24 protein-coding genes are annotated in these 20,329 nt (G+C 53.3%); 11 read left to right on the top strand and 13 right to left on the bottom strand.

Annotated elements, in window-relative coordinates:
• Positions 1 to 9: 9 nt before the first annotated feature.
• The 7 genes from C1N64_RS10135 to flgB form a co-directional block, all read right to left on the bottom strand.
• Positions 10 to 714: a flagellar basal body L-ring protein FlgH gene (locus C1N64_RS10135; protein ID WP_170317968.1), complete on the bottom strand. Its 705-nt coding sequence runs from the start codon at positions 712 to 714 to the stop codon at positions 10 to 12.
• Between the two features lie 65 nt (positions 715 to 779).
• Positions 780 to 1,562 carry a flagellar basal-body rod protein FlgG gene (flgG, locus tag C1N64_RS10130; protein ID WP_006118820.1) on the bottom strand — a complete coding sequence of 261 codons (783 nt, stop codon included), beginning with the start codon at positions 1,560 to 1,562 and terminating at the stop codon, positions 780 to 782.
• 17 nt (positions 1,563 to 1,579) lie between these two features.
• Positions 1,580 to 2,338 carry a flagellar basal body rod protein FlgF gene (locus C1N64_RS10125; RefSeq protein ID WP_394515469.1) on the bottom strand — a complete coding sequence of 253 codons (759 nt, stop codon included), beginning with the start codon at positions 2,336 to 2,338 and terminating at the stop codon, positions 1,580 to 1,582.
• 20 nt (positions 2,339 to 2,358) lie between these two features.
• Positions 2,359 to 3,606: a flagellar hook protein FlgE gene (gene flgE / locus C1N64_RS10120; protein WP_006118818.1), complete on the bottom strand. Its 1,248-nt coding sequence runs from the start codon at positions 3,604 to 3,606 to the stop codon at positions 2,359 to 2,361.
• 26 nt (positions 3,607 to 3,632) lie between these two features.
• Complete coding sequence (gene flgD, locus C1N64_RS10115) at positions 3,633 to 4,304, bottom strand: flagellar hook assembly protein FlgD (RefSeq protein WP_006118817.1); 672 nt, start codon at positions 4,302 to 4,304, stop codon at positions 3,633 to 3,635.
• A 12-nt stretch (positions 4,305 to 4,316) separates the two neighbouring features.
• Positions 4,317 to 4,721: a flagellar basal body rod protein FlgC gene (gene flgC / locus C1N64_RS10110; RefSeq protein ID WP_006118816.1), complete on the bottom strand. Its 405-nt coding sequence runs from the start codon at positions 4,719 to 4,721 to the stop codon at positions 4,317 to 4,319.
• Positions 4,722 to 4,723: 2 nt separating this feature from the next.
• Positions 4,724 to 5,137, bottom strand: a complete 414-nt coding sequence (gene flgB / locus C1N64_RS10105; RefSeq protein WP_006118815.1) for a flagellar basal body rod protein FlgB — start codon at positions 5,135 to 5,137, stop codon at positions 4,724 to 4,726.
• Positions 5,138 to 5,290: 153 nt separating this feature from the next.
• Here flgB and flgA point away from each other — a divergent pair, with 153 nt between their 5' ends.
• The 3 genes from flgA (at position 5,291) to C1N64_RS10090 (ending at position 6,792) form a co-directional block, all read left to right on the top strand.
• Entirely contained in the window at positions 5,291 to 5,950 is a 660-nt protein-coding gene (flgA, locus tag C1N64_RS10100; protein ID WP_033737561.1) for a flagellar basal body P-ring formation chaperone FlgA, read from the top strand.
• 102 nt (positions 5,951 to 6,052) lie between these two features.
• Positions 6,053 to 6,355 carry a flagellar biosynthesis anti-sigma factor FlgM gene (flgM, locus tag C1N64_RS10095; protein ID WP_006118814.1) on the top strand — a complete coding sequence of 101 codons (303 nt, stop codon included), beginning with the start codon at positions 6,053 to 6,055 and terminating at the stop codon, positions 6,353 to 6,355.
• A 5-nt stretch (positions 6,356 to 6,360) separates the two neighbouring features.
• On the top strand, positions 6,361 to 6,792 hold the full coding sequence (locus C1N64_RS10090) for a flagella synthesis protein FlgN (protein ID WP_006118813.1): 432 nt from the start codon (positions 6,361 to 6,363) through the stop codon (positions 6,790 to 6,792).
• Between the two features lie 275 nt (positions 6,793 to 7,067).
• Here C1N64_RS10090 and C1N64_RS10085 read toward each other — a convergent pair whose 3' ends face one another.
• The 5 genes from C1N64_RS10085 to rimJ form a co-directional block, all read right to left on the bottom strand.
• A complete protein-coding gene (locus tag C1N64_RS10085; protein WP_394515468.1) occupies positions 7,068 to 8,762 on the bottom strand; it encodes a methyl-accepting chemotaxis protein in 1,695 nt (564 codons plus the stop codon).
• A 515-nt stretch (positions 8,763 to 9,277) separates the two neighbouring features.
• Entirely contained in the window at positions 9,278 to 10,816 is a 1,539-nt protein-coding gene (gene murJ / locus C1N64_RS10080) for a murein biosynthesis integral membrane protein MurJ (protein WP_039341137.1), read from the bottom strand.
• Between the two features lie 121 nt (positions 10,817 to 10,937).
• Positions 10,938 to 11,858: a Gfo/Idh/MocA family protein gene (locus C1N64_RS10075; RefSeq protein ID WP_394515467.1), complete on the bottom strand. Its 921-nt coding sequence runs from the start codon at positions 11,856 to 11,858 to the stop codon at positions 10,938 to 10,940.
• The gene (locus tag C1N64_RS10070) at positions 11,859 to 12,503 is read right to left on the bottom strand and encodes a YceH family protein (protein WP_006118809.1); all 645 of its coding nucleotides are present in this window, start codon (positions 12,501 to 12,503) and stop codon (positions 11,859 to 11,861) included.
• Between the two features lie 15 nt (positions 12,504 to 12,518).
• Complete coding sequence (gene rimJ / locus C1N64_RS10065) at positions 12,519 to 13,109, bottom strand: ribosomal protein S5-alanine N-acetyltransferase (protein ID WP_033737566.1); 591 nt, start codon at positions 13,107 to 13,109, stop codon at positions 12,519 to 12,521.
• Positions 13,110 to 13,517: 408 nt separating this feature from the next.
• Between rimJ and C1N64_RS10060 the strand changes: the two genes are divergently transcribed.
• The 8 genes from C1N64_RS10060 (at position 13,518) to C1N64_RS10025 (ending at position 19,163) form a co-directional block, all read left to right on the top strand.
• Complete coding sequence (locus tag C1N64_RS10060) at positions 13,518 to 14,081, top strand: lipoprotein (protein WP_394515466.1); 564 nt, start codon at positions 13,518 to 13,520, stop codon at positions 14,079 to 14,081.
• A gap of 157 nt (positions 14,082 to 14,238) precedes the next feature.
• Positions 14,239 to 15,282, top strand: a complete 1,044-nt coding sequence (gene pyrC / locus C1N64_RS10055) for a dihydroorotase (protein WP_006118806.1) — start codon at positions 14,239 to 14,241, stop codon at positions 15,280 to 15,282.
• Positions 15,283 to 15,344: 62 nt separating this feature from the next.
• Complete coding sequence (gene dinI, locus C1N64_RS10050) at positions 15,345 to 15,590, top strand: DNA damage-inducible protein I (RefSeq protein WP_006118805.1); 246 nt, start codon at positions 15,345 to 15,347, stop codon at positions 15,588 to 15,590.
• 142 nt (positions 15,591 to 15,732) lie between these two features.
• Positions 15,733 to 16,005 carry a hypothetical protein gene (locus C1N64_RS10045; RefSeq protein WP_006118803.1) on the top strand — a complete coding sequence of 91 codons (273 nt, stop codon included), beginning with the start codon at positions 15,733 to 15,735 and terminating at the stop codon, positions 16,003 to 16,005.
• Between the two features lie 244 nt (positions 16,006 to 16,249).
• Positions 16,250 to 16,504, top strand: coding sequence for a biofilm formation regulator BssS (gene bssS / locus C1N64_RS10040; RefSeq protein ID WP_006118802.1), 255 nt, complete (start codon positions 16,250 to 16,252; stop codon positions 16,502 to 16,504).
• A gap of 96 nt (positions 16,505 to 16,600) precedes the next feature.
• Complete coding sequence (gene solA, locus C1N64_RS10035) at positions 16,601 to 17,719, top strand: N-methyl-L-tryptophan oxidase (RefSeq protein WP_006118801.1); 1,119 nt, start codon at positions 16,601 to 16,603, stop codon at positions 17,717 to 17,719.
• A gap of 291 nt (positions 17,720 to 18,010) precedes the next feature.
• Entirely contained in the window at positions 18,011 to 18,586 is a 576-nt protein-coding gene (locus C1N64_RS10030; RefSeq protein WP_324028648.1) for a cytochrome b, read from the top strand.
• Position 18,587: 1 nt separating this feature from the next.
• The gene (locus tag C1N64_RS10025; RefSeq protein ID WP_006118799.1) at positions 18,588 to 19,163 is read left to right on the top strand and encodes a YceI family protein; all 576 of its coding nucleotides are present in this window, start codon (positions 18,588 to 18,590) and stop codon (positions 19,161 to 19,163) included.
• Positions 19,164 to 19,202: 39 nt separating this feature from the next.
• Here the strand turns inward: C1N64_RS10025 and C1N64_RS10020 are convergent, their stop codons facing one another.
• A complete protein-coding gene (locus tag C1N64_RS10020; RefSeq protein WP_033737572.1) occupies positions 19,203 to 20,252 on the bottom strand; it encodes an oxygen-dependent tRNA uridine(34) hydroxylase TrhO in 1,050 nt (349 codons plus the stop codon).
• Positions 20,253 to 20,329 lie beyond the last annotated feature (77 nt).

Below are 20,329 nucleotides of genomic sequence, written 5' to 3'. Positions count from 1 at the left end.
TACAACCTCTTAGAACGGCGAGATATTCAGGAAGAAGCGCTGCAACCAGCCCATATTTTGCGCTTCATTGATATAACCATTTCCGACGTACTCAATACGTGCATCGGCCACGGCTGTAGACAACACGGCGTTACTCGCACTGATGGTGCGTGGGTTAACCACGCCCGAGAAACGAATAAACTCGGTGCCCTGGTTGATCTCAATTTGTTTTTCTCCGACCACGTGCAGGTTGCCGTTCGACAGAACCTGATCCACCGTGACGGTGATGGTGCCGGTAAAGGTGTTGTTAGCAGATGCCCCACCTTTGCCTGCGAAATCATTTTTGCCACCCGCCGCAAAGTTGGCTTTTTCGCCCGTTGCGCCGGCTAAACCTTCTAAACCGGTAGGCACTGCAGTGATACCCAGACTGCCGCTGCCGTTACGGCTGGCATTCGAGGTCGAACTTTTGCTGGCACTGACGTTTTCCTGCAAGGTGATAGTCAGCGTATCGCCGATATTACGTGGGCGGCGATCTTCAAACAGCGGCTGATAGCCGTAGTTGAGCGGCGCAACACCCTGAAAAATGGACCCATTTACCACAGGTGGCGCAGAGGGCAACGGCTGAGCCGTGGTCGCTCCTTGCACCAGTGGCGTGCGTGGCACCAACGCACAACCGTTAAGCGTCAGCAGTGCGGTGACTACTAACCAATGTCCAGGCTTAAGAATATGTTGCATCGCCACGGAGTTACGACCTTATTCATGACTAGTCTTCAGGCCAGCCTTAGCTGGCCCTGTTCGTGTTACAGCTGTGTCAACTTCGCCAGCATTTGATCGGAGGTGCTGATCGCTTTGCTGTTAATTTCGTAAGCACGCTGCGTCTGGATCATCGTAACCAGTTCTTCCGCGACGTTTACGTTAGAGGTTTCGGTATAACCCTGATACAACAAACCGGCACCGTTCTGCCCAGGCGTACTGTCCGTCGGCGCACCCGATGCCTGCGTTTCCTTGTAGAGGTTTTCACCCACGCTATCGAGACCCGCATTGTTCATGAAGGTGCTCAGCGTTAACTGTCCGACCTGGGCGGCCTGCGTCTGCCCCTGCTGGGTTACGCTCACCACACCATCACGCGACACGGTGATACTTGTGGCGTTGGCTGGAATGGTAATACCAGGCTGCACAGGGAAACCCGCGTTGGTCACCAGTTGGCCGTTCTGGTCAACCTGAAATGAACCATCACGTGTATACGCAGAAGTTCCATCTGGCATCTGGATTTGGAAAAAACCCTGGCCGTTGATGGCGATATCTTTTGAGTTGTTGGTTTGCGACAGGTTGCCCTGCGTATGCAAACGCTCGGTCGTCACCGGACGTACACCAGTACCGATTTGCAAACCTGACGGCAGCGTCGTCTGCTCAGATGACTGCGTGCCCGGCTGACGCATGGTCTGGTACATCAGATCTTCAAACACGGCACGTGAGCGCTTAAACCCGTTAGTACTGACGTTGGCCAGGTTGTTGGCGATCACGTCCATGTTCATCTGCTGTGCATCAAGACCGGTTTTGGCGATCCATAAAGAACGAATCATGTATTTATCCTCGCGCCTTAGCTGCCGATGCTGAGCAACTGGTTGGCTTTCTGTTCGTTTTGGTCAACGTTGTTAATGACCTTCATCTGCATCTCGAAACGGCGGGCATTGGCGATCATATCGACCATCGTTTCCACCGGCTTCACGTTACTGCCCTCAAGCACACCCGGCATGACCTGCATAGTCGGATCGGCCTGCAGGGCTGCGCCACGTGTCGCCTGCATCGCGGCGGTGGGACGGAACATGCCATCGTCCCCACGCTCTAACTCTTTACCGGTTGCCTGGACGAGCTTCAGACGGCCCAGTTGTACAGTCGCATTAGGTGAGTCGCCAGCGTTCAGCCCGGTAATAGAGCCATCAGCCGCGATGGTGATCTCAGAACCTTGAGGGATCACAATCGGACCACCTTCGCCCATTACGGGATTGCCCTGCACCGTCAGCGTACCGTCCGAACGAATTTGCATGTTGCCGTTGCGGGTATAGGCTTCGCTGCCGTCGGCGGTGCGTACTGCCAGCCAGCCATCCTGCTGCATTGCCACGTCCAGTGGGCGCTGGGTGTAATCCATGGCCCCCTGACTCATGTCGGCACCCGGCGTGGACGCCGTGACCAACGTGCGCGTGGGCAGTGACCAACCAGTGACCGGTACAGCACGCAACGCGTTCAGCTGCGCCCGGAAACCGGGCGTTGAGGCGTTGGCGAGGTTGCTGGCGGTAACCGCCTGCTGATCCAGTGTCTGACTGGCCGCGCCCATCGCGGTATATATCGCGTGATCCATAGAGCAATCCCGTTAGCGAATTAACGTAAGTTGACCAGAGTGTTAAGGATCTGATCCTGCGTTTTGATGGTCTGCGCGTTCGCCTGGTAGTTGCGTTGCGCGACGATCATATTGACCAGCTCTTTACTCATATCGACGTTCGAAGCTTCCAGTGCGCCTGCGGTCAGTGAACCGAAGGTGCCGGTATTAGCTACGCCGATAGCGGGCTGTCCGGACGCGCTGGTTGCCGACCAAACGTTGTCACCTTTTGACTGCAGACCTTCAGGGTTAGCAAAGCTGGACAGAACGATTTGTCCCAGAAGCTGAGTTTGTCCGTTGGAATAAGCGCCAGTGATGGTGCCGTCATTGTTGATGGCATAGCTGGTCAGATCGCCCGGCGCATAGCCGTTTTGAGTTGGGCTACCAAAAGTTGATGCACCGGTATTTTGCTGCTGGCTACCAACGAAATTCAGTGCAACCGTCGTGCCGTTAGCACCGTTTGCGCCGGTGAGTGGCAACGTTGCAGTACTGTCAGTTGTCGTTCCCGGAACGATGGCACCCGCTGCAGTAATTTGGGAAACGCTGGTCAACTTGCCGTTAGCGTCGAACGACATCTGGTAATTACCTACTGCAGAGCCTACAGTCGAATCCACAGCATGGACGTTCCAGGTATTGTTAGCTGTTTTGACGTAGTACAGGTCGACGTTATGGCTGTTACCCTGCGTGTCGAACATCGAAATTGTGCTCTTCGCGCTACGTGTGGTCTCATCAGAAACGTTGAATTTGGTGTCATCCAGAATCGGTGACGTTGAATTCAGGTTTGCGACTAAATTACTGGTCGTGGTCGCTCTGGCAGCCATTTGTGTCGTAGGAATAGACAGCGACACGGCGTTAGCACCTGCCTGAATGGTCGGAGGAACCCCTGACGCAGGATAACCTGTAACGTTCAGGCCCTGGGCATTGACCAGGTTACGGTTTTCGTCCAGTTTGAACTGCCCGTTACGTGAATAAAACACGGCGCCCGCCGAGTCAGTCAAACGGAAAAAGCCGTTACCGCTCAGCGCTACATCCAGTCCTCGACTGGTCGTTGTCGTTGCACCATCGTTGAAGTTCTGGATCACGGCAGCGACTTTAGTCCCCAGACCCACGTTTGAACCGGCAAACATGTCGGCAAACGCGATGGTGCTGGACTTAAAGCCCGCTGTGGCGGAGTTAGCGATGTTGTTACCGATAACGTCCAGGTTACTTGAGGCAGCGCCGAGACCGCTGACCGCTTGTGAAAATGACATTTAAATCTCTCCTGTCTACAGGTGAATCAGAGAATCTGACGTACGTCGTCAAGGGTGGCGGAGCCCATGGTGCCGAGATCCAGTTTTGCGGTATTACCCGCTGTGCTTACGCCATTGACGTAGGCATAGTTAAGTGGCTGAGCCACCTGTTGACCGCTGCTGTTACTGGCAGCAATCGCAACTTTGTATTTTCCATCTGGCGCGACGCTGCCATCCGGTAATTTGCCGTCCCACGAGAACGTGTGAACGCCGGCGGTCAGTGCGCCCAGGTCCTGGGTGCTGACCACATTGCCCTGTGCATCGGTAATTGTCGCCGTGGCGGTGGTGGCTGCGTTAGTCAGCTCCACGCCAAACGGCGTTGTCGTGCCTTTACCGACCAGAATCTGTGAACCATTCACCATCACGCCATGACCAATCAGCGTCGAACTTTGCAGTGACTGGCTGGTGCTGATCTGACCCGAAATCGATCCCAGTGTGGTGTTCAGTTTTTCAATACCGCTCAGGGTGTTGATCTGTGCCAGCTGTGTTGTCAGCTGACTGTTATCCATCGGATTGGTGGGATCCTGGTTTTGCAGCTGCGTCACCAGCATGGTCAGGAACTGGTTTTGCAGATCCTGGGCGCTGTTACTTGTGCCGGTGCTGGATGAGCTAAGGACCGTGGGGTCCAGCTTTTCATTAACGCCTACCGCGATAGTCATTATTTTTCTCCGTTACTGACCCAGGGTCAGCGTTTTCATCATCATCGACTTCACGGTATTCAGCACCTCGACGTTCGCCTGGTAGCTGCGTGATGCCGACATGGTGTTGACCGTTTCCGCTACCACATCCACGTTAGGCATCTTCACGTAGCCTTTGGCATCCGCCATCGGGTTACCCGGGTCATACACCAGTTTCGCGGGCGTAGGATCATCAACAACCTGCGCCACTTTTACGCCACCGGTGGCCGCACCCGGCGCAGCGTCGGTCTGAAAAACGACCTGCTTTGCCACATAAGGCTGCCCGTCCGGGCCGGTCACGCTGTCGGCGTTTGCCAGGTTACTGGCACTGACGTTTAATCGCTGTGATTGCGCGGTCATCGCTGAGCCGGCAATGTCAAAAATATTCAGCAATGCCATGATTATTGCCCTTGTAACACGCTCATCATGCCTTTGATTTGGCTACTGATAAGTGTGAGATCGGTTTGATATTTCAGGCTGTTATCCGCGAACTGAGTACGTTCGCGGTCCATATCGACGGTGTTACCGTCCGCAGATGGCTGATCCGGAATGCGATACAGCAAATCCATCGACGGTGCCGTGTTCGTCTGCGCTTCGATGTGACGCGACGAAGTAACTTTGAGCGCCAGGCTACTGCCTTCAGCACGTCCATTCGCCATTGCCCGATTCAGCTCGCTGGCAAAGTCGATATCCCTGGCCTGATAGCCTGGGGTGTCGGCGTTGGCAATGTTGGATGCCAGAATCTCCTGACGTTGAGCTCGCAGGTTGAGGGCTTCGGTACCGAAATGTAGCGCCGCATCGAGTTTGTCGAGCATGCTTCCTCCGCAAATGAGAATTTCGAGCTGGCAGCATAATTGGGAAAAAGCAAGAGCCATCGTCTGAATAACGCCTCAAATCGTCGCTATTTTAACTCTTGAGTTTTTTTTCAAACGCGTACACTCATTGCCATCATCAGTGAGGAAAAGCACATGCGTGGATATCCAGCCCTGTTAGCCAGCCTGCTGGCCCTGTTTGCCTTACCCGTTATGGCAGGCGATTTCAGCGCCCAACTGAACCAGTTTTTTAAAGCCCGTGATCCTGAGCATGCCACGGGCATGAACGTCGTCATTCGCACGCCACAGGCACAGTGGCCCTTATGTGATACGCCGCAATTTACGTTGCCCGGCAACAGCCGCCCGTGGGGCAATATGAGCGTGGCAGCCAACTGCGGAGAAAATCGACGTTATATTCAGGTCCAGGTTCAGGTCACTGGCCGTTATCTGGTGGCGAAAAATTTAATCGCCCGCGGCGCAACCGTGAGCAAAGACGATTTCCGTATCGAAGAGGGACGTCTGGATACGCTGCCGCCGCGCACCCTGCTTAACGATGAGACCGTCGCCGATTCTGTGGTGCTGCGAGACATTCAGCCGGGACAGCCGGTGAGTCAGTCGATGCTGCGCCAGCCGTGGCGTGTAAAAGCAGGTCAGGATGTCATGGTGGTTGCCAGTGGCGACGGATTTGATGCCAGCGGCGAGGGGAAAGCCTTAAGCAATGGCACTATTGCGCAATGGGTTCGTGTACGTATGGGGAACGGTCAGGTTGTGAGCGGTCGGGTCAGTGATGATGGGAAAATTCTTATAACACTATAAAACATTAAAGAAGCCTGTTTATTTGCCGATAGAAGAATCAGCAAAGCGATTACGCTATTATGATTCAGGTGGCAGACCCCCTGACCTTACAGGAGCCCGAATATGAGCATCGAAAGAACACAACCGTTAAAGCCCGCCAGCACCGTGCAAACACGTGACAGCAGCGAGCCGCAAACTGCGCGTGTGCGCCAGAGTGACAGCGCAACAGCGACCACGCCAGCCGCCGCTCAGGTGAGCCTGAGCAGCGCCCAGGCGCAGTTGATGAAGCCAGGCAGCCAGGACATTAACGTCCAACGCGTTGAACAATTGAAAACCGCTATTCGTAATGGCGAGTTGAAGATGGATACCGGCAAGATCGCCGATGCGCTGATTGCCGACACTAAGGCGTATTTAGAGGGTAAATAATCCCCATGAGTAATTTGCTGACCACATTAGATAAGATGCAGGAAGTGCTGGTGTCTCTGGCGACCGTTCTGGATGAAGAAGAACAACAGTTGTCGTCCGGAATGATTGACAGCAACAATTTGCAGCGCATTACCGAAGATAAAAGCGCGCTGCTGACGACGCTGAACTATCTGGATGAGATGCGCCGTAGCAACGAGAAAAGTCTGGGGACATCTGCACCTTATCGTGGTCAGAGTGACATGGCGCGCCGCTGGGAAGGTATTCAGCAGCATACACGCCGGTTACACCGTGCCAACACGCACAACGGCATCCTGTTACAGCACCAGATTACCTTCACGCATGATGCGTTAGACGTGCTTAAGCCGCATCAGACGCAAGCGTTCTACGGACCGGATGGAAAAGGTCAGGGCCAGGCGACGCTGAGCCGTAAAATCTGATAACGTCAGTCTGCTGATCACGCTGTCCATTTTTGAAGAATCCGTCATCACGCGTGGATGACGGATTTTTTCATGCTGTCCTCACAGGGCGGCGGGTCTGTTATGCAGAATATCTGCCCCCTTCGCCCAACAGATGCAGTGTCCAACGCGCTATACATCCTGCACCTCCGGCATCCCGGATAACGTTTCTGCTCCAGCGCATCCCTGCGCACACTGCCTGTTCTGATCAGAAGCGGACGCTGATTTAGCCTGCCACGATCTGGCAGGCATTCGTCTTAAAACGCTTCCCAGTTGTCATGACCTTTCTTCGGTGCCGCTGCTGCAAAAGCAGGAACGGCGGGAGCAACGACTATAGTGGGGGCGTCAGACGGTGTTAACGGGGCTCGTTCAAGTTTAAAGACGGCCACGGCTTTCGTCAGTTTATCCGCCTGATCCTCAAGGGAGGCCGCAGCGGCTGAAGCCTCTTCAACCAGTGACGCATTTTGCTGGGTTACTGCATCCATTTCTGTGATCGCGTGGCTGACCTGCTGAATGCCTCGGTTCTGCTCGTCTGAAGAGACGGCAATTTCAGAAATGATGTCATTCACACGCTGGAATGCGTCTACCGTTTTCATCATGGTGGTACCGGCATCGCTGACCAGTTCCGTGCCGTTGTTAACCAGTCCGACAGAAGTGGCGATAAGCCCTTCGATTTCTTTTGCAGCCTGCGCGCTGCGCTGAGCAAGGCTGCGCACTTCGCTGGCGACCACCGCAAATCCGCGTCCCTGCTCCCCTGCCCGCGCGGCTTCGACCGCGGCATTCAATGCCAGAATATTCGTCTGAAAGGCGATGCTGTTAATGACGCTGGTAATTTCAGCGATCTTTTTCGAACTGCCGGAGATATCGTCCATGGTTTTGACGACGCGATTAACAATCTCTCCACCCGACTGGGCTTTTTCGGACGCATCGGACGCCAGCTGGCAGGCGTGATGCGCATTGTCGGCATTCTGTTTCACCGTCGCGGTCAGTTGTTCCATACTGGCAGCCGTCTGTTCCAGCGACGCGGCCTGCTGTTCCGTTCGGGAGGAAAGATCGGTATTGCCGGAGGCAATTTCCCCCGCGCTCTGAAAGATAGCAATGGCCCCATCGCGGACAGCGCCGACAGTTTGGGCAAGCGATGACTGCATACGTTGCAGGTTTGACAGTAACATACCCGGCTCGTTACGACCGCAGGCCGAGGGTGGTACGGTCAAATCGCCGTGGGCAATCAGATCGATACGGTGAAGTGACTGTCTTAAAGGCTTAATTACCACTTTTCTCAGCAGAGCAAAAGCCAGTAGCACAATCACTACGGATGCGATAAAGGCCACTAACATCGTGGTATAGCCTGTTTTAACCTGTTCAACCGCCTGCTGTTTAATGTCCATCGAGCGCTGATTGCGCATCTGAATGGCTTTCATCAACACGTCTTTATACGCTTTGTCGAGTTTGTCAGCCGCCGTTTCATCCGCAATGATCTCTTCAAAACTGTTCTGTTTGGCTGCCTCAATCATCGGCATCAACCCTTTTTGCAGGTAATCCTTAAATCGCGCCTGCAGTTGTTTATCGAGTTCGATGCCGACTGGCGTCCTGACCGGACGGTTAAGGTAAATATTCAGCCCATTTTCTGCCTTTTTAATGCTGCCCTCTGTGGCGCTGAGGAAAGCGGCGTAGTTATCCGTGTCGGCAATACGTGCCGCTGCGCCGGCCTGAATAATATTGAGCCTGGCAGAGCGCATATGCGTTGAGCTGTCGAGTAATCCCTGCCTTACCGAAATTTCATCCGTTGATACGTCAAGGGAATGTTGCCCCTGCGTCAGAAACCAGGCGGATATCGTGCTACTGCACACGAACAGAAATAAGATTCCGCCAAAAATCAGGCTGAATAAGGGAATAAGATTGAGGTTGTACCAGAAACCTGGCATCGCGTTTTCATGAGCGCGGGTATGCATTTTGATCTTCCTCTCAATGATGGACTAAAGGTACTCATCGGCAGGAAGAGGACAGGATTTACGCCAAAACGGACTTTTGAATCAGTTTCTTACAACATTATGGACTTACCGCCCGAAGCGATGTCAGACGCTAAATAGCAATGAAAAAAACATGAATTTTTTATGACGATACGCTGTAAACAGGCTTTTCGACGCGCCGTATTAACGTCTTGCGCATGATGAGTCAGTAACGGCGTGCCCCCATCCATTATCGGGTGTCGTCTCTTGGCAACCCGCTGAGCGGATTACTCACCTGAAAATGCCAACTAATCTGCTGCGAGGGCTGTCCCCCCTAGCAAACAGGCCAGCAAAAGGGATGACAGAGGCTCGTGGCATCGCCGGGCGTGATGAAATGACTGGTCTGGCACAGAATCCCTTGTTAGTCCGGCCTGCACTGCGCAGGTTTATGACAAAAAGGCCGTAATGTTATTCATTACGGCCTGGATTACGGCATTAACCGTTGGAGGGTTTCATGGTCAGACGGCGGTTCGGCGGGCATAATCCCGCAGTCGGAAGCCCATCATGCCCAGGGCCAGGAAATAAGCGCCGCCGCCTACCGCACAGACAAGAGCCAGCCGCAACAGGCGCCATAGCATGTTGCCCTGCTCCCAGTCCGGCATCCAGTACAGCATGCCTGACAGCGCGGCCGCCATGACGATTACCGCCACCAGTAAGCGAATCAGAAAACCGACCCAGCCAGGCTGAGGTTGAAAGATTTTCTTTTTACGCAGTTGCCAGTAGAGCAACCCAGCATTGAGGCAGGCACCCAGACCAATGGAGAGTGACAGTCCGGCGTGCTTCAGCGGGCCAATAAAGGCCAGATTCATTAGCTGGGTCGCGATCAGCGTAATAATCGCAATTTTTACCGGCGTTTTAATGTCCTGACGGGAATAAAAGCCCGGCGCCAGGACTTTAACGACGATCAGTCCCATCAATCCCACCGAGTAGGCAATCAGCGCACGCTGTGTCATAGCGGCATCAAAGGCAGTAAATTTTCCGTACTGGAACAGCGCGACAGTCAGCGGACCGGACAACATACCCAGCGCCACCGCACTGGGCAACGCCAGTAAAAAGCACAAACGCAGGCCCCAGTCCATTAAGCGCGAGTACTCTTCATGGTGGCCACTGGCGAAACTTTTTGCCAGAGAAGGCAATAAAATCGTGCCCAGCGCCACGCCTAACACGCCGGACGGAAACTCCATCAGGCGGTCAGCGTAATACATCCATGAGACAGAGCCCGAAACCAGGAACGAGGCAAAAATCGTATTGATGATCAGTGAGATCTGACTCACTGAAACCCCAAGAATTGCCGGCCCCATCTGGCGCATCACGCGCCACACGCCAGCATCACGCAGGTTGATCCGCGGCAGGACCAGCATGCCCAGCTTTTTCAGATGCGGTAACTGATAGCCCAGTTGCAGCAGTCCGCCGACCACCACCGCCCACGCCAGCGCCATGATGGGCGGATGGAAGTGCGGTGCGGCGAACAGCGCAAAGCCGATCATGCTGATATTCAGCAGCGTGGGGGCAAACGCCGGCACCGAAAAACGGTTCCAGGTGTTTAATATGGCCCCAGCCAGCGAAGCCAGCGAAATCAGGAGAATGTAGGGGAAAGTGACGCGCAGCAGCGCGCTGGTCAGGGCAAATTTATCGGCTGTATCGGCGAAACCCGGTGCCGTCACCAGGATGACCCAGGGAGCGGCAACCATGCCTGCGACGGTCACGAGCGCCAGCGCCAGGGTCAGCAGACCGGAAACGTAGGACACAAAAAGCCGCGTAGCCTCTTCGCCCTGCTTACTTTTATACTCGGCAAGAATAGGAACAAATGCCTGCGAGAAGGCTCCTTCAGCAAAAATACGCCGCAGAAGATTAGGTAGTTTAAACGCAACAAAGAACGCATCGGTCGCCATGCCGGCACCAAACACCCGTGCCACAATGGCATCCCGGGCAAAACCCAGCACGCGGGAAAACAGGGTCATTGAACTGACCGCTGCCAGCGATTTCAACAAATTCATAATTGACGGGGCATCCTGAAAAGAATCGGCAAAATGAGTGACTTAGCACGGGTCCTGTCACACGTCGGGCGATAGTCTACTGCGATCGCGTGAAATGACCAGCACTGAGTGTTACAAGGCGTTATTCCCGTTCCGCGTCGCGCCACATGGATTCGACGATACGTTGCGCCAGCAGTGCCTGCTCACCACTCGTTTCCGGCTTTGTCTGATTTTCGATGCAGTGAACAAAATGTTCTGCCACGCCCACAAATCCGCGCTGAGCCAGGTGGCTCTGCCAGGCGGCAGGCGGCGTGATCACTACGCCTGCACCGCACTCTTCCTGCCAGTCGCGCATGTCATGAATATCAATGCATTTGCCATCACAGATGGCGCTGATACGTTCGCGCTGGCTGCCTGCCCGACGGTGCATACTGGTGGTTACCTGCAATCCACCCGCATTGAAATGGTGCTCGGCGTAAAGCATCTGTCCCTGTTCATTGGTCGCAATATGGCCCTGACGGGGCAGCGCACGGCCTCCTGCCAGCCACAGAGCCGTATCAACGACATGCAGGTAATCATCTAACAGTGTAAAGCGCAGATCCTGTGGACCCACGCTGTCGCTGCGGTGTTTTTCGATACGCAGCGCAGCGGCGGAGTGCATTTGTGTTTTCAGTTGCTGATAGCAGGGCGCGAAACGCCGGTTAAACGCCACCATTAGCTTTCGTTGTTTCTTTTCGGCCAGCGCGACCAGCGCCTCTGCCTGATTCAGGGTTTCTGCCAGCGGTTTGTCGACACAGACATCCTTGCCAGCCTGAAGCAGTGCTTTGACCACGTCGTAATGGCTGGCCGTACTGCTGTGCACAAATACGGCGTCACAGGCGGCAGCCAGAGCGGTCAGTGAAGGGAAGCAGGTGATACGGTAGCGGTCACAGACGATGCGGGCGTTGGCCTGATTCGGCGAAAATGCGCCGACTAACTGCCAGTTATTTGCCTGCGATAACACAGGCAACCAGGCCTTTTGCGCAATACCGCCTAACCCAACAACACCAATGCGAATCGTCATTTATTGTTCTCTTTCCAGTAATTGCGCCAGTTGTTCCTGAAGATCGGCAACCTGTTGCTCAAGCGCCTCAATCCGATCCCGCAGCGCGACATCGTCCGCCGTAGCTGGGTGTTGCTCCAGCGCCCCGAGTTCGACCTCATCAGCAAACATGTGCATAAAACGGCTTTCACGTTTACCCGGCTCCCGCGCCAGGCGCATGACCATGGGCCCCTCAGCGCGCGACATCAACGTGTCAAGCGTCTGTTCAACGTCGCTGACGTCGGCAAACTCATGCAAACGCCCACTCCGGGTCCGCAGTTCACCAGGGGTTTGCGCGCCACGCAGGAACAGCAATGTGAGAACGGCAACTTCTGCGCTACTGAGCTGTAAATTACCGAAGGCGGAATTGCAGAAGCGTTGCTCGTATTTCACCACGCGCTGGCCGAACCCGCTGTTGGCGGTCACCAGATGCTTTTTAATCAGGAGATCGAGCTGATCCTGCACGTCGCTTTCGCTCAGCGTCATCACGGGCTCGCGATTAGATTTTTGATTACAGGCGGTAAGCACGCCATTTAATGAAAGAGGATACTGTTCCGGTGTGGTGATTTGCTTTTCCAGCAGGCAACCCAGCACGCGCAACGCATGCGCCGACAAGGTCATCTTCATTGCGAACTCCTCATTTTACCCACGACGATTGGGTGTCCATTCCTTGCTGGTCAGCGCAGTCAGGACATGATCCTGCCACTGACCGTTAATCATCAGGTAGTTTTTAGCATAGCCCTCTTTTTCGAATCCCAGGCGGGCCAGCAGGTCACCACTGCGCTGGTTATGCGGCATGTAGTTTGCCATGATGCGGTGGATATATTGCTGGCGCTGCATATAGCGAATCGCCGACTGCAGCGCTTCAAACATCAGGCCCTGCCCTTGCCACTTCTCGCCAAGCGAATAGCCAAGATAGCAGGCATGAAAGGCACCGCGCAGGACATTGCTAAAATTCGCCACGCCACGCACTTCCGTTTCATTGCTGTCCATTAAAATAAAATAGAACGCCGAGCCCTGTTTATGCATATCAGCGATCAGGCCCAGCCGGGCTTGCCAGCCAGAGGGATAACAGTGGCTGTCATCACGCACCGGCTCCCAGGGTTTAAGGAAGTCACGGTTTTCCGCGTAATAGTCGGCTAAACGCCATGCATCGCGTTCATGAACCAGTCTTACCACCAGCCGCTCGGTCGTGAGTCGCACCCTTGGTGCGGCAGAACGATAGCCAAACATCATCTCTCCTGAAGTCCATGGCGGGAAGGAAATGCCAGTCATTGATAACTTTCACTATAACCGCCGCCAGGTCTGCGGTAAAACGTTACGCATACCACAACAGCCAGGTCGCTGAATTATCGTCCGGCCCACCGTGCAGCGCAGACGCGTCAAAAGACCTGTTCATATCTCCGATCCAGAAAACTGGTTCGGTAACCACATCGGTTTCTTAACCCTGTGCGCTGTCACTGCCCCGCCGCGTAAGAAGCCGTGGGTGCCGCAAGCCGCCCGTTTTAACAGCGGAAGATCGGGGCACTTTCTTCCGGAAGGCATTTTCGGCAAATCCTTATCATCCCATTCCTGATGACAGACGGTTTGCATTCAGGCAGGCTATGCCACGAGCGAGTTTTTCAGTTAAACGAGGGAAGTATGAAGACGGTTTTTCACGGGCTGGTTGCCCTGTTTTTAGCGGTTTTACTGAGTAGCTGTAATCAGTTAACGCAATACACAATTAGCGAACAGGAAGTCAATCAGGCCCTGCAAAAACATAATAACTTCGAAAAAGACATTGGCGTATCAGGTCTGGTCAATGCCCATATTGTGTTAACTAACCTGAATAGCCAGATTGGTCGGGACGTGCCAGGGAAAGTCACCTTATCGGGCGATGCCAAAATTAATGTCTCCTCACTCTTTGGTCCGCAACAGGCCGATATGCAACTCAAAATGCGTGCGCAGCCAGTGTTTGATCAGCAGCAAGGAGCCATATATTTGCGCGATATGGAAATCGTCGATGCGCAGGTTCAGCCCGAGAAGATGGCCTCTATTATGAAAACCCTGACGCCTTATCTGAATCAGTCGTTAAAAAGCTACTTTGATCAGCACCCCGCCTACGTGCTGAGCGCCGATCGCAGTAAAGCGGAATCGCTGGCGAAAAAATTCGCGAAAGGGCTGGAAGTGAAGCCTGGTGAACTGGTCATCCCCTTCACCGACTAACCGCCTGACAGGCAGCTTTACCGTCATCTTATCCGCGCCTTCAGGCGCGGATTTTTTTTAAAAAAGAAAAACAGGTGCAAACGGTTGCCTGAGTCCTTATGCTTATAATCCGGCCTAAACACGCCTTTCGTTTATTCTACTTGCCGGAGCCGCATTCATGACCGCACACCCTCAGCAACTTACTATCCGCCGTCCAGATGACTGGCATATCCATCTTCGTGATGATGATATGCTCAACACTGTGCTGCCCTATACCAGCGCAGTCAATGGTCGTGCTATCGTCATGCCCAATCTGGTTCCGCCGGTAGTCAGCGTCGCGGCGGGCGAAGCTTATCGCAATCGCATTCTGGCTGCCTTACCTGATGGGCACGCTTTTACCCCCCTGATGACCTGCTACCTGACCGACTCGTTAGAGGCCGATGAGCTGGCCCGCGGTTTTCAGTCGGGATTGTTCACGGCCGCCAAACTGTATCCCGCTCATGCCACGACCAATTCAAGCCATGGTGTCACCAATATTGCTTCGATTGCCTCAGTGCTGGAGCGGATGCAAACGCTGGGAATGCCGCTGCTGGTGCACGGTGAAGTGACGGACTCGCACATCGATATTTTTGACCGCGAAGCCCGCTTTATTGAAACGGTGATGGAACCGCTACGCAAACAGTTCCCCGCGCTGAAAGTGGTGATGGAACACATCACGACCAAAGATGCAGCTGACTATGTGGAAAGCGCCAATGAAAACCTGGCGGCAACGATTACGCCGCAGCATCTGATGTTCAACCGCAACCATATGCTGGTCGGGGGTATCCGCCCTCACCTGTACTGTCTGCCGATCCTGAAACGCAATACGCATCAGCAGGCGCTGCGCAGGATTGTCGCCTCCGGTCATCCCCGTTTCTTTCTGGGTACCGACACCGCGCCTCATTTGCGCCATCTGAAAGAGAGCAGCTGCGGCTGTGCGGGTGTGTTCAACGCCCCTACCTCCCTGCCCGCGTACGCTACCGTATTTGAAGAGCTCAATGCCCTGCAGCATTTTGAGGCATTTTGTTCTGAAAATGGTCCGCGTTTCTATGGCCTGCCGCTGAACGAAGGCACCCTTACGCTGGTGCGTGAGCCATGGACGGTAGAAGAAAGCATTGCAATGGGCTCTCATACGCTGGTGCCTTTCCTGGCCGGGGAAACCCTCAACTGGCGTATAAAATAATTTCGCTTGCCTCCGCTATATTTATACTGTAATTATATACAGTATCTTATACGGAGGCTTTTATGCGTGTTGAAATTACCGTTGCCAAAACCCAACCTCTTCCCGCTGGTGCGATGGAAGCCCTGAGCCAGGAGCTGTCGCGCCGGATCGATGAACAATTTCCGCAATTCACCAATCAGGTCAAAGTGCGTTACGCCACGGCGAATCAGCTGAGCGTAATGGGCGGTGACAAAGACACGCGTGAACAAATCAGTGAAATCCTGCAGCAAACGTGGGAAAGCGCTGACGACTGGTTCATTACCGATTAACCGCCACTGTGCTGTTTTTACCGGGTTTCGCCACCCGGTTTTTTTATCTTCATTTATGCCTGACTAACCGCTTGCCCATCTGGACTCCGAATGACCAATGCCCTATGCTGGCGCTGATCATGCATAAAAGGAGTTTCATCCCATGACTACAGATAAACCCGAAGAAGCCATGACCTTTGGCGAGCTGCTGACGCTCATCGGTGAACAGCAACGCCGCTTGACGGTGCTGGAAAACGCCTTTTCCAGCCTGATTTTCTGTCTTGATGACCGGGCCAGTCAGTTACTGGTGCATAATCTTTCGCTTGAAGCGCAAAATCAAAACCATGATGAGCAATTGCAGCAGCAGTTTGCGCGCCTTGCAGAGACATTACAAAAACGTAGCGGTTCAGCAGGCGTTGAAACTTCCCCTCTTTAACTCTGTTTAACGACCTTAATAAGCCTTTTTTATTGTTCAATTAGGACAATTGCACCCCGGTATTCAGGTATTATATCTTCTCAGCCTGACTGTTTTAGAGATAATCATTCTGCATTCAGGCTTTCCATGATACGTTTTAATCAGTGAATCGCCATTTTGCTGTTATAATTGTTTCGCAGTGGAGATTAAAAGCCGCATTGAACCTCATCATGCACTTCGTTTAACGAGTAATAAGGAGGTTATAATGGACAGTCGGAAAGATGTAATTCAGACCCATCCTCTGGTGGGCTGGGATATCAGTACTGTTGACAGCTATGATGCGATGATGATCCGTCTGCACTCCCTTTCGTCGCAGGATCAAACTGAAGAAGACGCGGACGTCGGCCCGACCTACTGGCTGACGACAGATGTAGCCAGGCAATTTATCTCTATTCTCGAAGCGGGTATCGCTAAGATTGAATCTGCCGAGCAAGTAGAACGACTACGAAAGAAGCATTAATACTGCTGCATCAGCGAGGCACCCACCCGGGTGCCTTTTTTCATGGACTTTCTGGTATGCTATTGATTATGTAACCCTTTCAGGAGTTCCATTTTCATGATTTACGATCTCATTGTGGTCGGTAGCGGTTCAGTGGGTGCAGCGGCTGGCTATTATGCGACCCAGGCTGGCCTTTCCGTGCTGATGATTGACAGCGCACATCCTCCCCATCATCAGGGTGCTCATCACGGAGAAAGCCGTTTGATTCGTCATGCCTATGGCGAGGGCGAACGCTATGTACCGCTGGTATTGCGTGCGCAAACGTTGTGGGATGAACTGGAACAGCAGGCGGGCGAGCGCATTATGCATCGTTGCGGTGTCCTGAATCTTGCGCCTGTCCAGTCTGAATTTATTCAAAACGTCGTAAGCAGCGCCCAAACCTGGCAGCTCCCTGTCGAGGTGCTGCAGGCGGCTGACGTGCGCAAGCGCTGGCCACAGCTGGCGGTTCCTGACGGATATCTGGGCGTTTTCGAACCAAACTCTGGCTTTTTAAAAAGTGAACAGGCGGTTCGAAGCTGGATACAGCTGGCAGAAAAACAGGGCTGCGCGCAGTTGTTTAACTGCCCGGTTACTCAGATCCGGCGTGACGGCGAATTGCAACAGGTTACCACGCTCGATGGCCTTTACCGCGGGCGCAAACTGTTGGTCAGTACGGGCACCTGGGTGAGTAAACTGGTCCCCGATTTGCCCATCGCCCCTACGCGTAAAGTATTTGCCTGGTATCAGGCTGATGGCCGCTACAGTGAAAACAATGCGTTTCCTGGCTTCACCTGCGAAATGCCGGATGGCAGTCAGTATTATGGTTTCCCGGCGGACAACAATGCTTTAAAAGTCGGTCGTCATGATGGTGGTCAGCTAATGACAACACCTGAAGACCGCAAGCCGTTCGGCAGCCTTTCCGCCGATGGCAGTGAAGCCTTCCGGTTTCTCCGTCAGTTTTTACCGGGCGTTGGGGTTTGCCTGCACGGTGAAGCCTGTAGCTATGACGTGAGTCCTGATGAGGATTTCATCATTGATACACTGCCGGGCGAACCGAATCGTCTGATCATCACCGGTTTAAGCGGACATGGCTTTAAATTTGCCAGCGTGTTGGGTGAACTCGCCAGTCAGTTTGCACAGAATAAACCGTTCAGTTTCGATCTTACCCCTTTCCGTTTATCGCGTTTTCACGCCTGACCGTACGGCGCGCGTGCAGTGCACCGCGCCGCATTGACACAGATTTACACGCCAGCCCGTTTTACCGCTTTTTCTTCTGCCAGCCAGGTGTTTCAGAGATGTTTTCTCCATCAGTCACATCATGCCGCCGCCAGACAAGGGCGTTTATTCAATAATCCTGCGCTTAGTCAAATCGGTTCACCAAACCCATTGCACCAGCAACAATAAATTTATAGAAAAGTAAGCATCATTGATTTTGTGTTTCATTCTGTAGATTCTTGTTTCCACGTATTCCTTTGGTGCTGTAGCACAATGTCGCTGACAAATTCCTCCACCCGTTACGGTTTACTCACGATTTTTCTGCACTGGTCAATGGCCGTGGTTATTTACGCCATGTTCGCGCTGGGCCTGTGGATGGTTGGCCTGAGTTATTACGACAGCTGGTACCATAACGCGCCTGACATTCATAAAAGCATCGGCGTGTTATTAATGCTGGCGCTGGTCATCCGACTGGTATGGCGTGTGCTTTCGCCGCCCCCTGAACCGTTGCGTAGCTATTCTCCTGCGGTGCGCTTCGCGGCAGTGTTCGTGCACTGGCTGCTTTACAGCCTGCTTATTGCCCTTCTGTTAAGTGGCTATCTGATCTCGACTGCGGATGGCAAACCCGTGTCTGTTTTCGGTTGGTTCTCGTTACCGGCATTATTCAGTGGAGCGGGTGAACAGGCGGATTTAGCAGGAAATATTCATCTGTGGCTGGCGTGGAACATCGTGGTGCTGTCGGTGTTGCATGGTCTTGCCGCGTTAAAACATCACTTTATTGACCGCGATATCACCCTGAAAAGGATGCTGGGACGGCGCATCCACTCTCCCTCTGAAAAGGAAAAATGATATGTTCAAAAAAACGCTTCTGGCTGTTACCGCTACTGGCCTGTTGCTGGGATCACTGACCGCTAATGCCGCCGATTACAAAATCGATAAAGAAGGCCAGCACGCCTTTGTTCAGTTCCGTATTCAGCATCTGGGCTACAGCTGGCTATATGGGACGTTTAAAGATTTTGATGGCTCATTTACCTTCGATGCAGACAATCCCACCGCCGATAAAGTCGATGTCACGATTAAAACCAACAGCGTGGATACCAACCACGCCGAGCGTGACAAACATATTCGTGGCCCTGAATTTCTGAACGTGGCGAAACATCCCACCGCGACGTTCAAATCGACTTCCGTGAAAAAAGACGGTGACAAACTGGCGGTCACCGGGGATTTAACGCTGAATGGCGTGACAAAACCGGTGACGCTGGAAGCCAAAATGATGGGCGAAGGAAAAGATCCGTGGGGCGGTTATCGTGCCGGTTTTGAAGCTGAAGGCGAGATTGCGCTGAAAGACTTTAATATCACCCATGACCTGGGCCCTGCCTCGCAGAACGTCGAGTTAATTATCTCTGTTGAAGGCGTCCGTCAGTAACAAAACACCCGCCTGAAGTCGGCCTTCAGGCGGGGTCGGTTATTTCCGCGTCGGTGCCGGAATGGTCATATTCAGCAAGCCACGCGACTTGTTAAAGATTTTATTACCATTCTCACGTCCCGCCCGACGGGCACGCTGTTCTTCAGGCGACAGACGGGCTTCTTCCTGGCACAACGGGCTACAGCAGTGCTCATACTTCTCGGCACAACTTTCGCACTGTATAAACAGTAAGTGACAACCATCATTGACGCAGTTGACGTGCGTATCGCAGGGCTCACCACACTGATGACAATGCGCCAGAACATCATCCGATATACGCTCGCCCATGCGTTCATCAAAAACAAAGTTTTTACCTTTAAAACGCACCGGTAAATTTTGTTCCCGCGCCCGACGAGCATATTCAATAATCCCACCCTCGACATGATAAACATCCTGAAAACCGTTGTGTCGCATCCAGGCGCTGGCTTTTTCACAGCGAATCCCCCCGGTGCAGTACATCACGATTTTTTTGTCTTTCTTGTCTTTAAGCATATCCACGGCCATGGGCAGTTGATCGCGGAACGTGTCGGCAGGCACCTCTAATGCGTTATCGAAACGCCCGACTTCATACTCATAATGATTGCGCATATCGACAAAGACCGCATCAGGATCGTCGAGCATGGCGTTAACTTCGGCCGCTTTCAGGTAGTTGCCGACGTTACTGGCATCAAAGGTGTCGTCCTCAATCCCGTCAGCCACGATGCGATCGCGCACTTTCAGGCGCAGCACCCAAAACGACTTGCCATCATCATCCAGCGCAATATTCATGCGCAGATTGTCCAGCGCGGGATCAAAGCCGTACAAAAAGGCTTTCATAGCCTCGTACTGGCTGGCTGGCACGCTGATCTGCGCATTGATGCCCTCATGGGCAACGTAGATGCGACCAAACACCTTTAATGCGGTTAACCCGACATAGAGCGCATCGCGAAAGGCTTTGGGATCGGCAATGGTGAAGTACTTGTAAAAAGAGACTGTGGTGCGCGGTTCGGTTTCGGCCAACATACGCGCCTTCAGCTCTTTATTGGAAACAAGGTTGTGTAACACTGGCATGGTGTTCGTTCCTGTTATCAATAGAAGAAATTTAGCGCGCACATGATACCTGAAATGAAAAAAATGCGAAGCGTATA

The organism is Pantoea sp. SGAir0215, from assembly GCF_043543215.1.
The sequence above is the reverse complement of the archived record's forward strand: the minus strand, read 5'-3'. Positions and strand labels throughout refer to the sequence as shown.

Bases quoted from the DNA above. Each gene is read 5' to 3' on its own strand.
- C1N64_RS10135 (WP_170317968.1), bottom strand. From the start codon at position 714: ATGCAACATATTCTTAAGCCTGGACATTGGTTAGTAGTCACCGCACTG.
- flgG (WP_006118820.1), bottom strand. From the start codon at position 1,562: ATGATTCGTTCTTTATGGATCGCCAAAACCGGTCTTGATGCACAGCAG.
- C1N64_RS10125 (WP_394515469.1), bottom strand. From the start codon at position 2,338: ATGGATCACGCGATATATACCGCGATGGGCGCGGCCAGTCAGACACTG.
- flgE (WP_006118818.1), bottom strand. From the start codon at position 3,606: ATGTCATTTTCACAAGCGGTCAGCGGTCTCGGCGCTGCCTCAAGTAAC.
- flgD (WP_006118817.1), bottom strand. From the start codon at position 4,304: ATGACTATCGCGGTAGGCGTTAATGAAAAGCTGGACCCCACGGTCCTT.
- flgC (WP_006118816.1), bottom strand. From the start codon at position 4,721: ATGGCATTGCTGAATATTTTTGACATTGCCGGCTCAGCGATGACCGCG.
- flgB (WP_006118815.1), bottom strand. From the start codon at position 5,137: ATGCTCGACAAACTCGATGCGGCGCTACATTTCGGTACCGAAGCCCTC.
- flgA (WP_033737561.1), top strand. From the start codon at position 5,291: ATGCGTGGATATCCAGCCCTGTTAGCCAGCCTGCTGGCCCTGTTTGCC.
- flgM (WP_006118814.1), top strand. From the start codon at position 6,053: ATGAGCATCGAAAGAACACAACCGTTAAAGCCCGCCAGCACCGTGCAA.
- C1N64_RS10090 (WP_006118813.1), top strand. From the start codon at position 6,361: ATGAGTAATTTGCTGACCACATTAGATAAGATGCAGGAAGTGCTGGTG.
- C1N64_RS10085 (WP_394515468.1), bottom strand. From the start codon at position 8,762: ATGCATACCCGCGCTCATGAAAACGCGATGCCAGGTTTCTGGTACAAC.
- murJ (WP_039341137.1), bottom strand. From the start codon at position 10,816: ATGAATTTGTTGAAATCGCTGGCAGCGGTCAGTTCAATGACCCTGTTT.
- C1N64_RS10075 (WP_394515467.1), bottom strand. From the start codon at position 11,858: ATGACGATTCGCATTGGTGTTGTTGGGTTAGGCGGTATTGCGCAAAAG.
- C1N64_RS10070 (WP_006118809.1), bottom strand. From the start codon at position 12,503: ATGAAGATGACCTTGTCGGCGCATGCGTTGCGCGTGCTGGGTTGCCTG.
- rimJ (WP_033737566.1), bottom strand. From the start codon at position 13,109: ATGTTTGGCTATCGTTCTGCCGCACCAAGGGTGCGACTCACGACCGAG.
- C1N64_RS10060 (WP_394515466.1), top strand. From the start codon at position 13,518: ATGAAGACGGTTTTTCACGGGCTGGTTGCCCTGTTTTTAGCGGTTTTA.
- pyrC (WP_006118806.1), top strand. From the start codon at position 14,239: ATGACCGCACACCCTCAGCAACTTACTATCCGCCGTCCAGATGACTGG.
- dinI (WP_006118805.1), top strand. From the start codon at position 15,345: ATGCGTGTTGAAATTACCGTTGCCAAAACCCAACCTCTTCCCGCTGGT.
- C1N64_RS10045 (WP_006118803.1), top strand. From the start codon at position 15,733: ATGACTACAGATAAACCCGAAGAAGCCATGACCTTTGGCGAGCTGCTG.
- bssS (WP_006118802.1), top strand. From the start codon at position 16,250: ATGGACAGTCGGAAAGATGTAATTCAGACCCATCCTCTGGTGGGCTGG.
- solA (WP_006118801.1), top strand. From the start codon at position 16,601: ATGATTTACGATCTCATTGTGGTCGGTAGCGGTTCAGTGGGTGCAGCG.
- C1N64_RS10030 (WP_324028648.1), top strand. From the start codon at position 18,011: ATGTCGCTGACAAATTCCTCCACCCGTTACGGTTTACTCACGATTTTT.
- C1N64_RS10025 (WP_006118799.1), top strand. From the start codon at position 18,588: ATGTTCAAAAAAACGCTTCTGGCTGTTACCGCTACTGGCCTGTTGCTG.
- C1N64_RS10020 (WP_033737572.1), bottom strand. From the start codon at position 20,252: ATGCCAGTGTTACACAACCTTGTTTCCAATAAAGAGCTGAAGGCGCGT.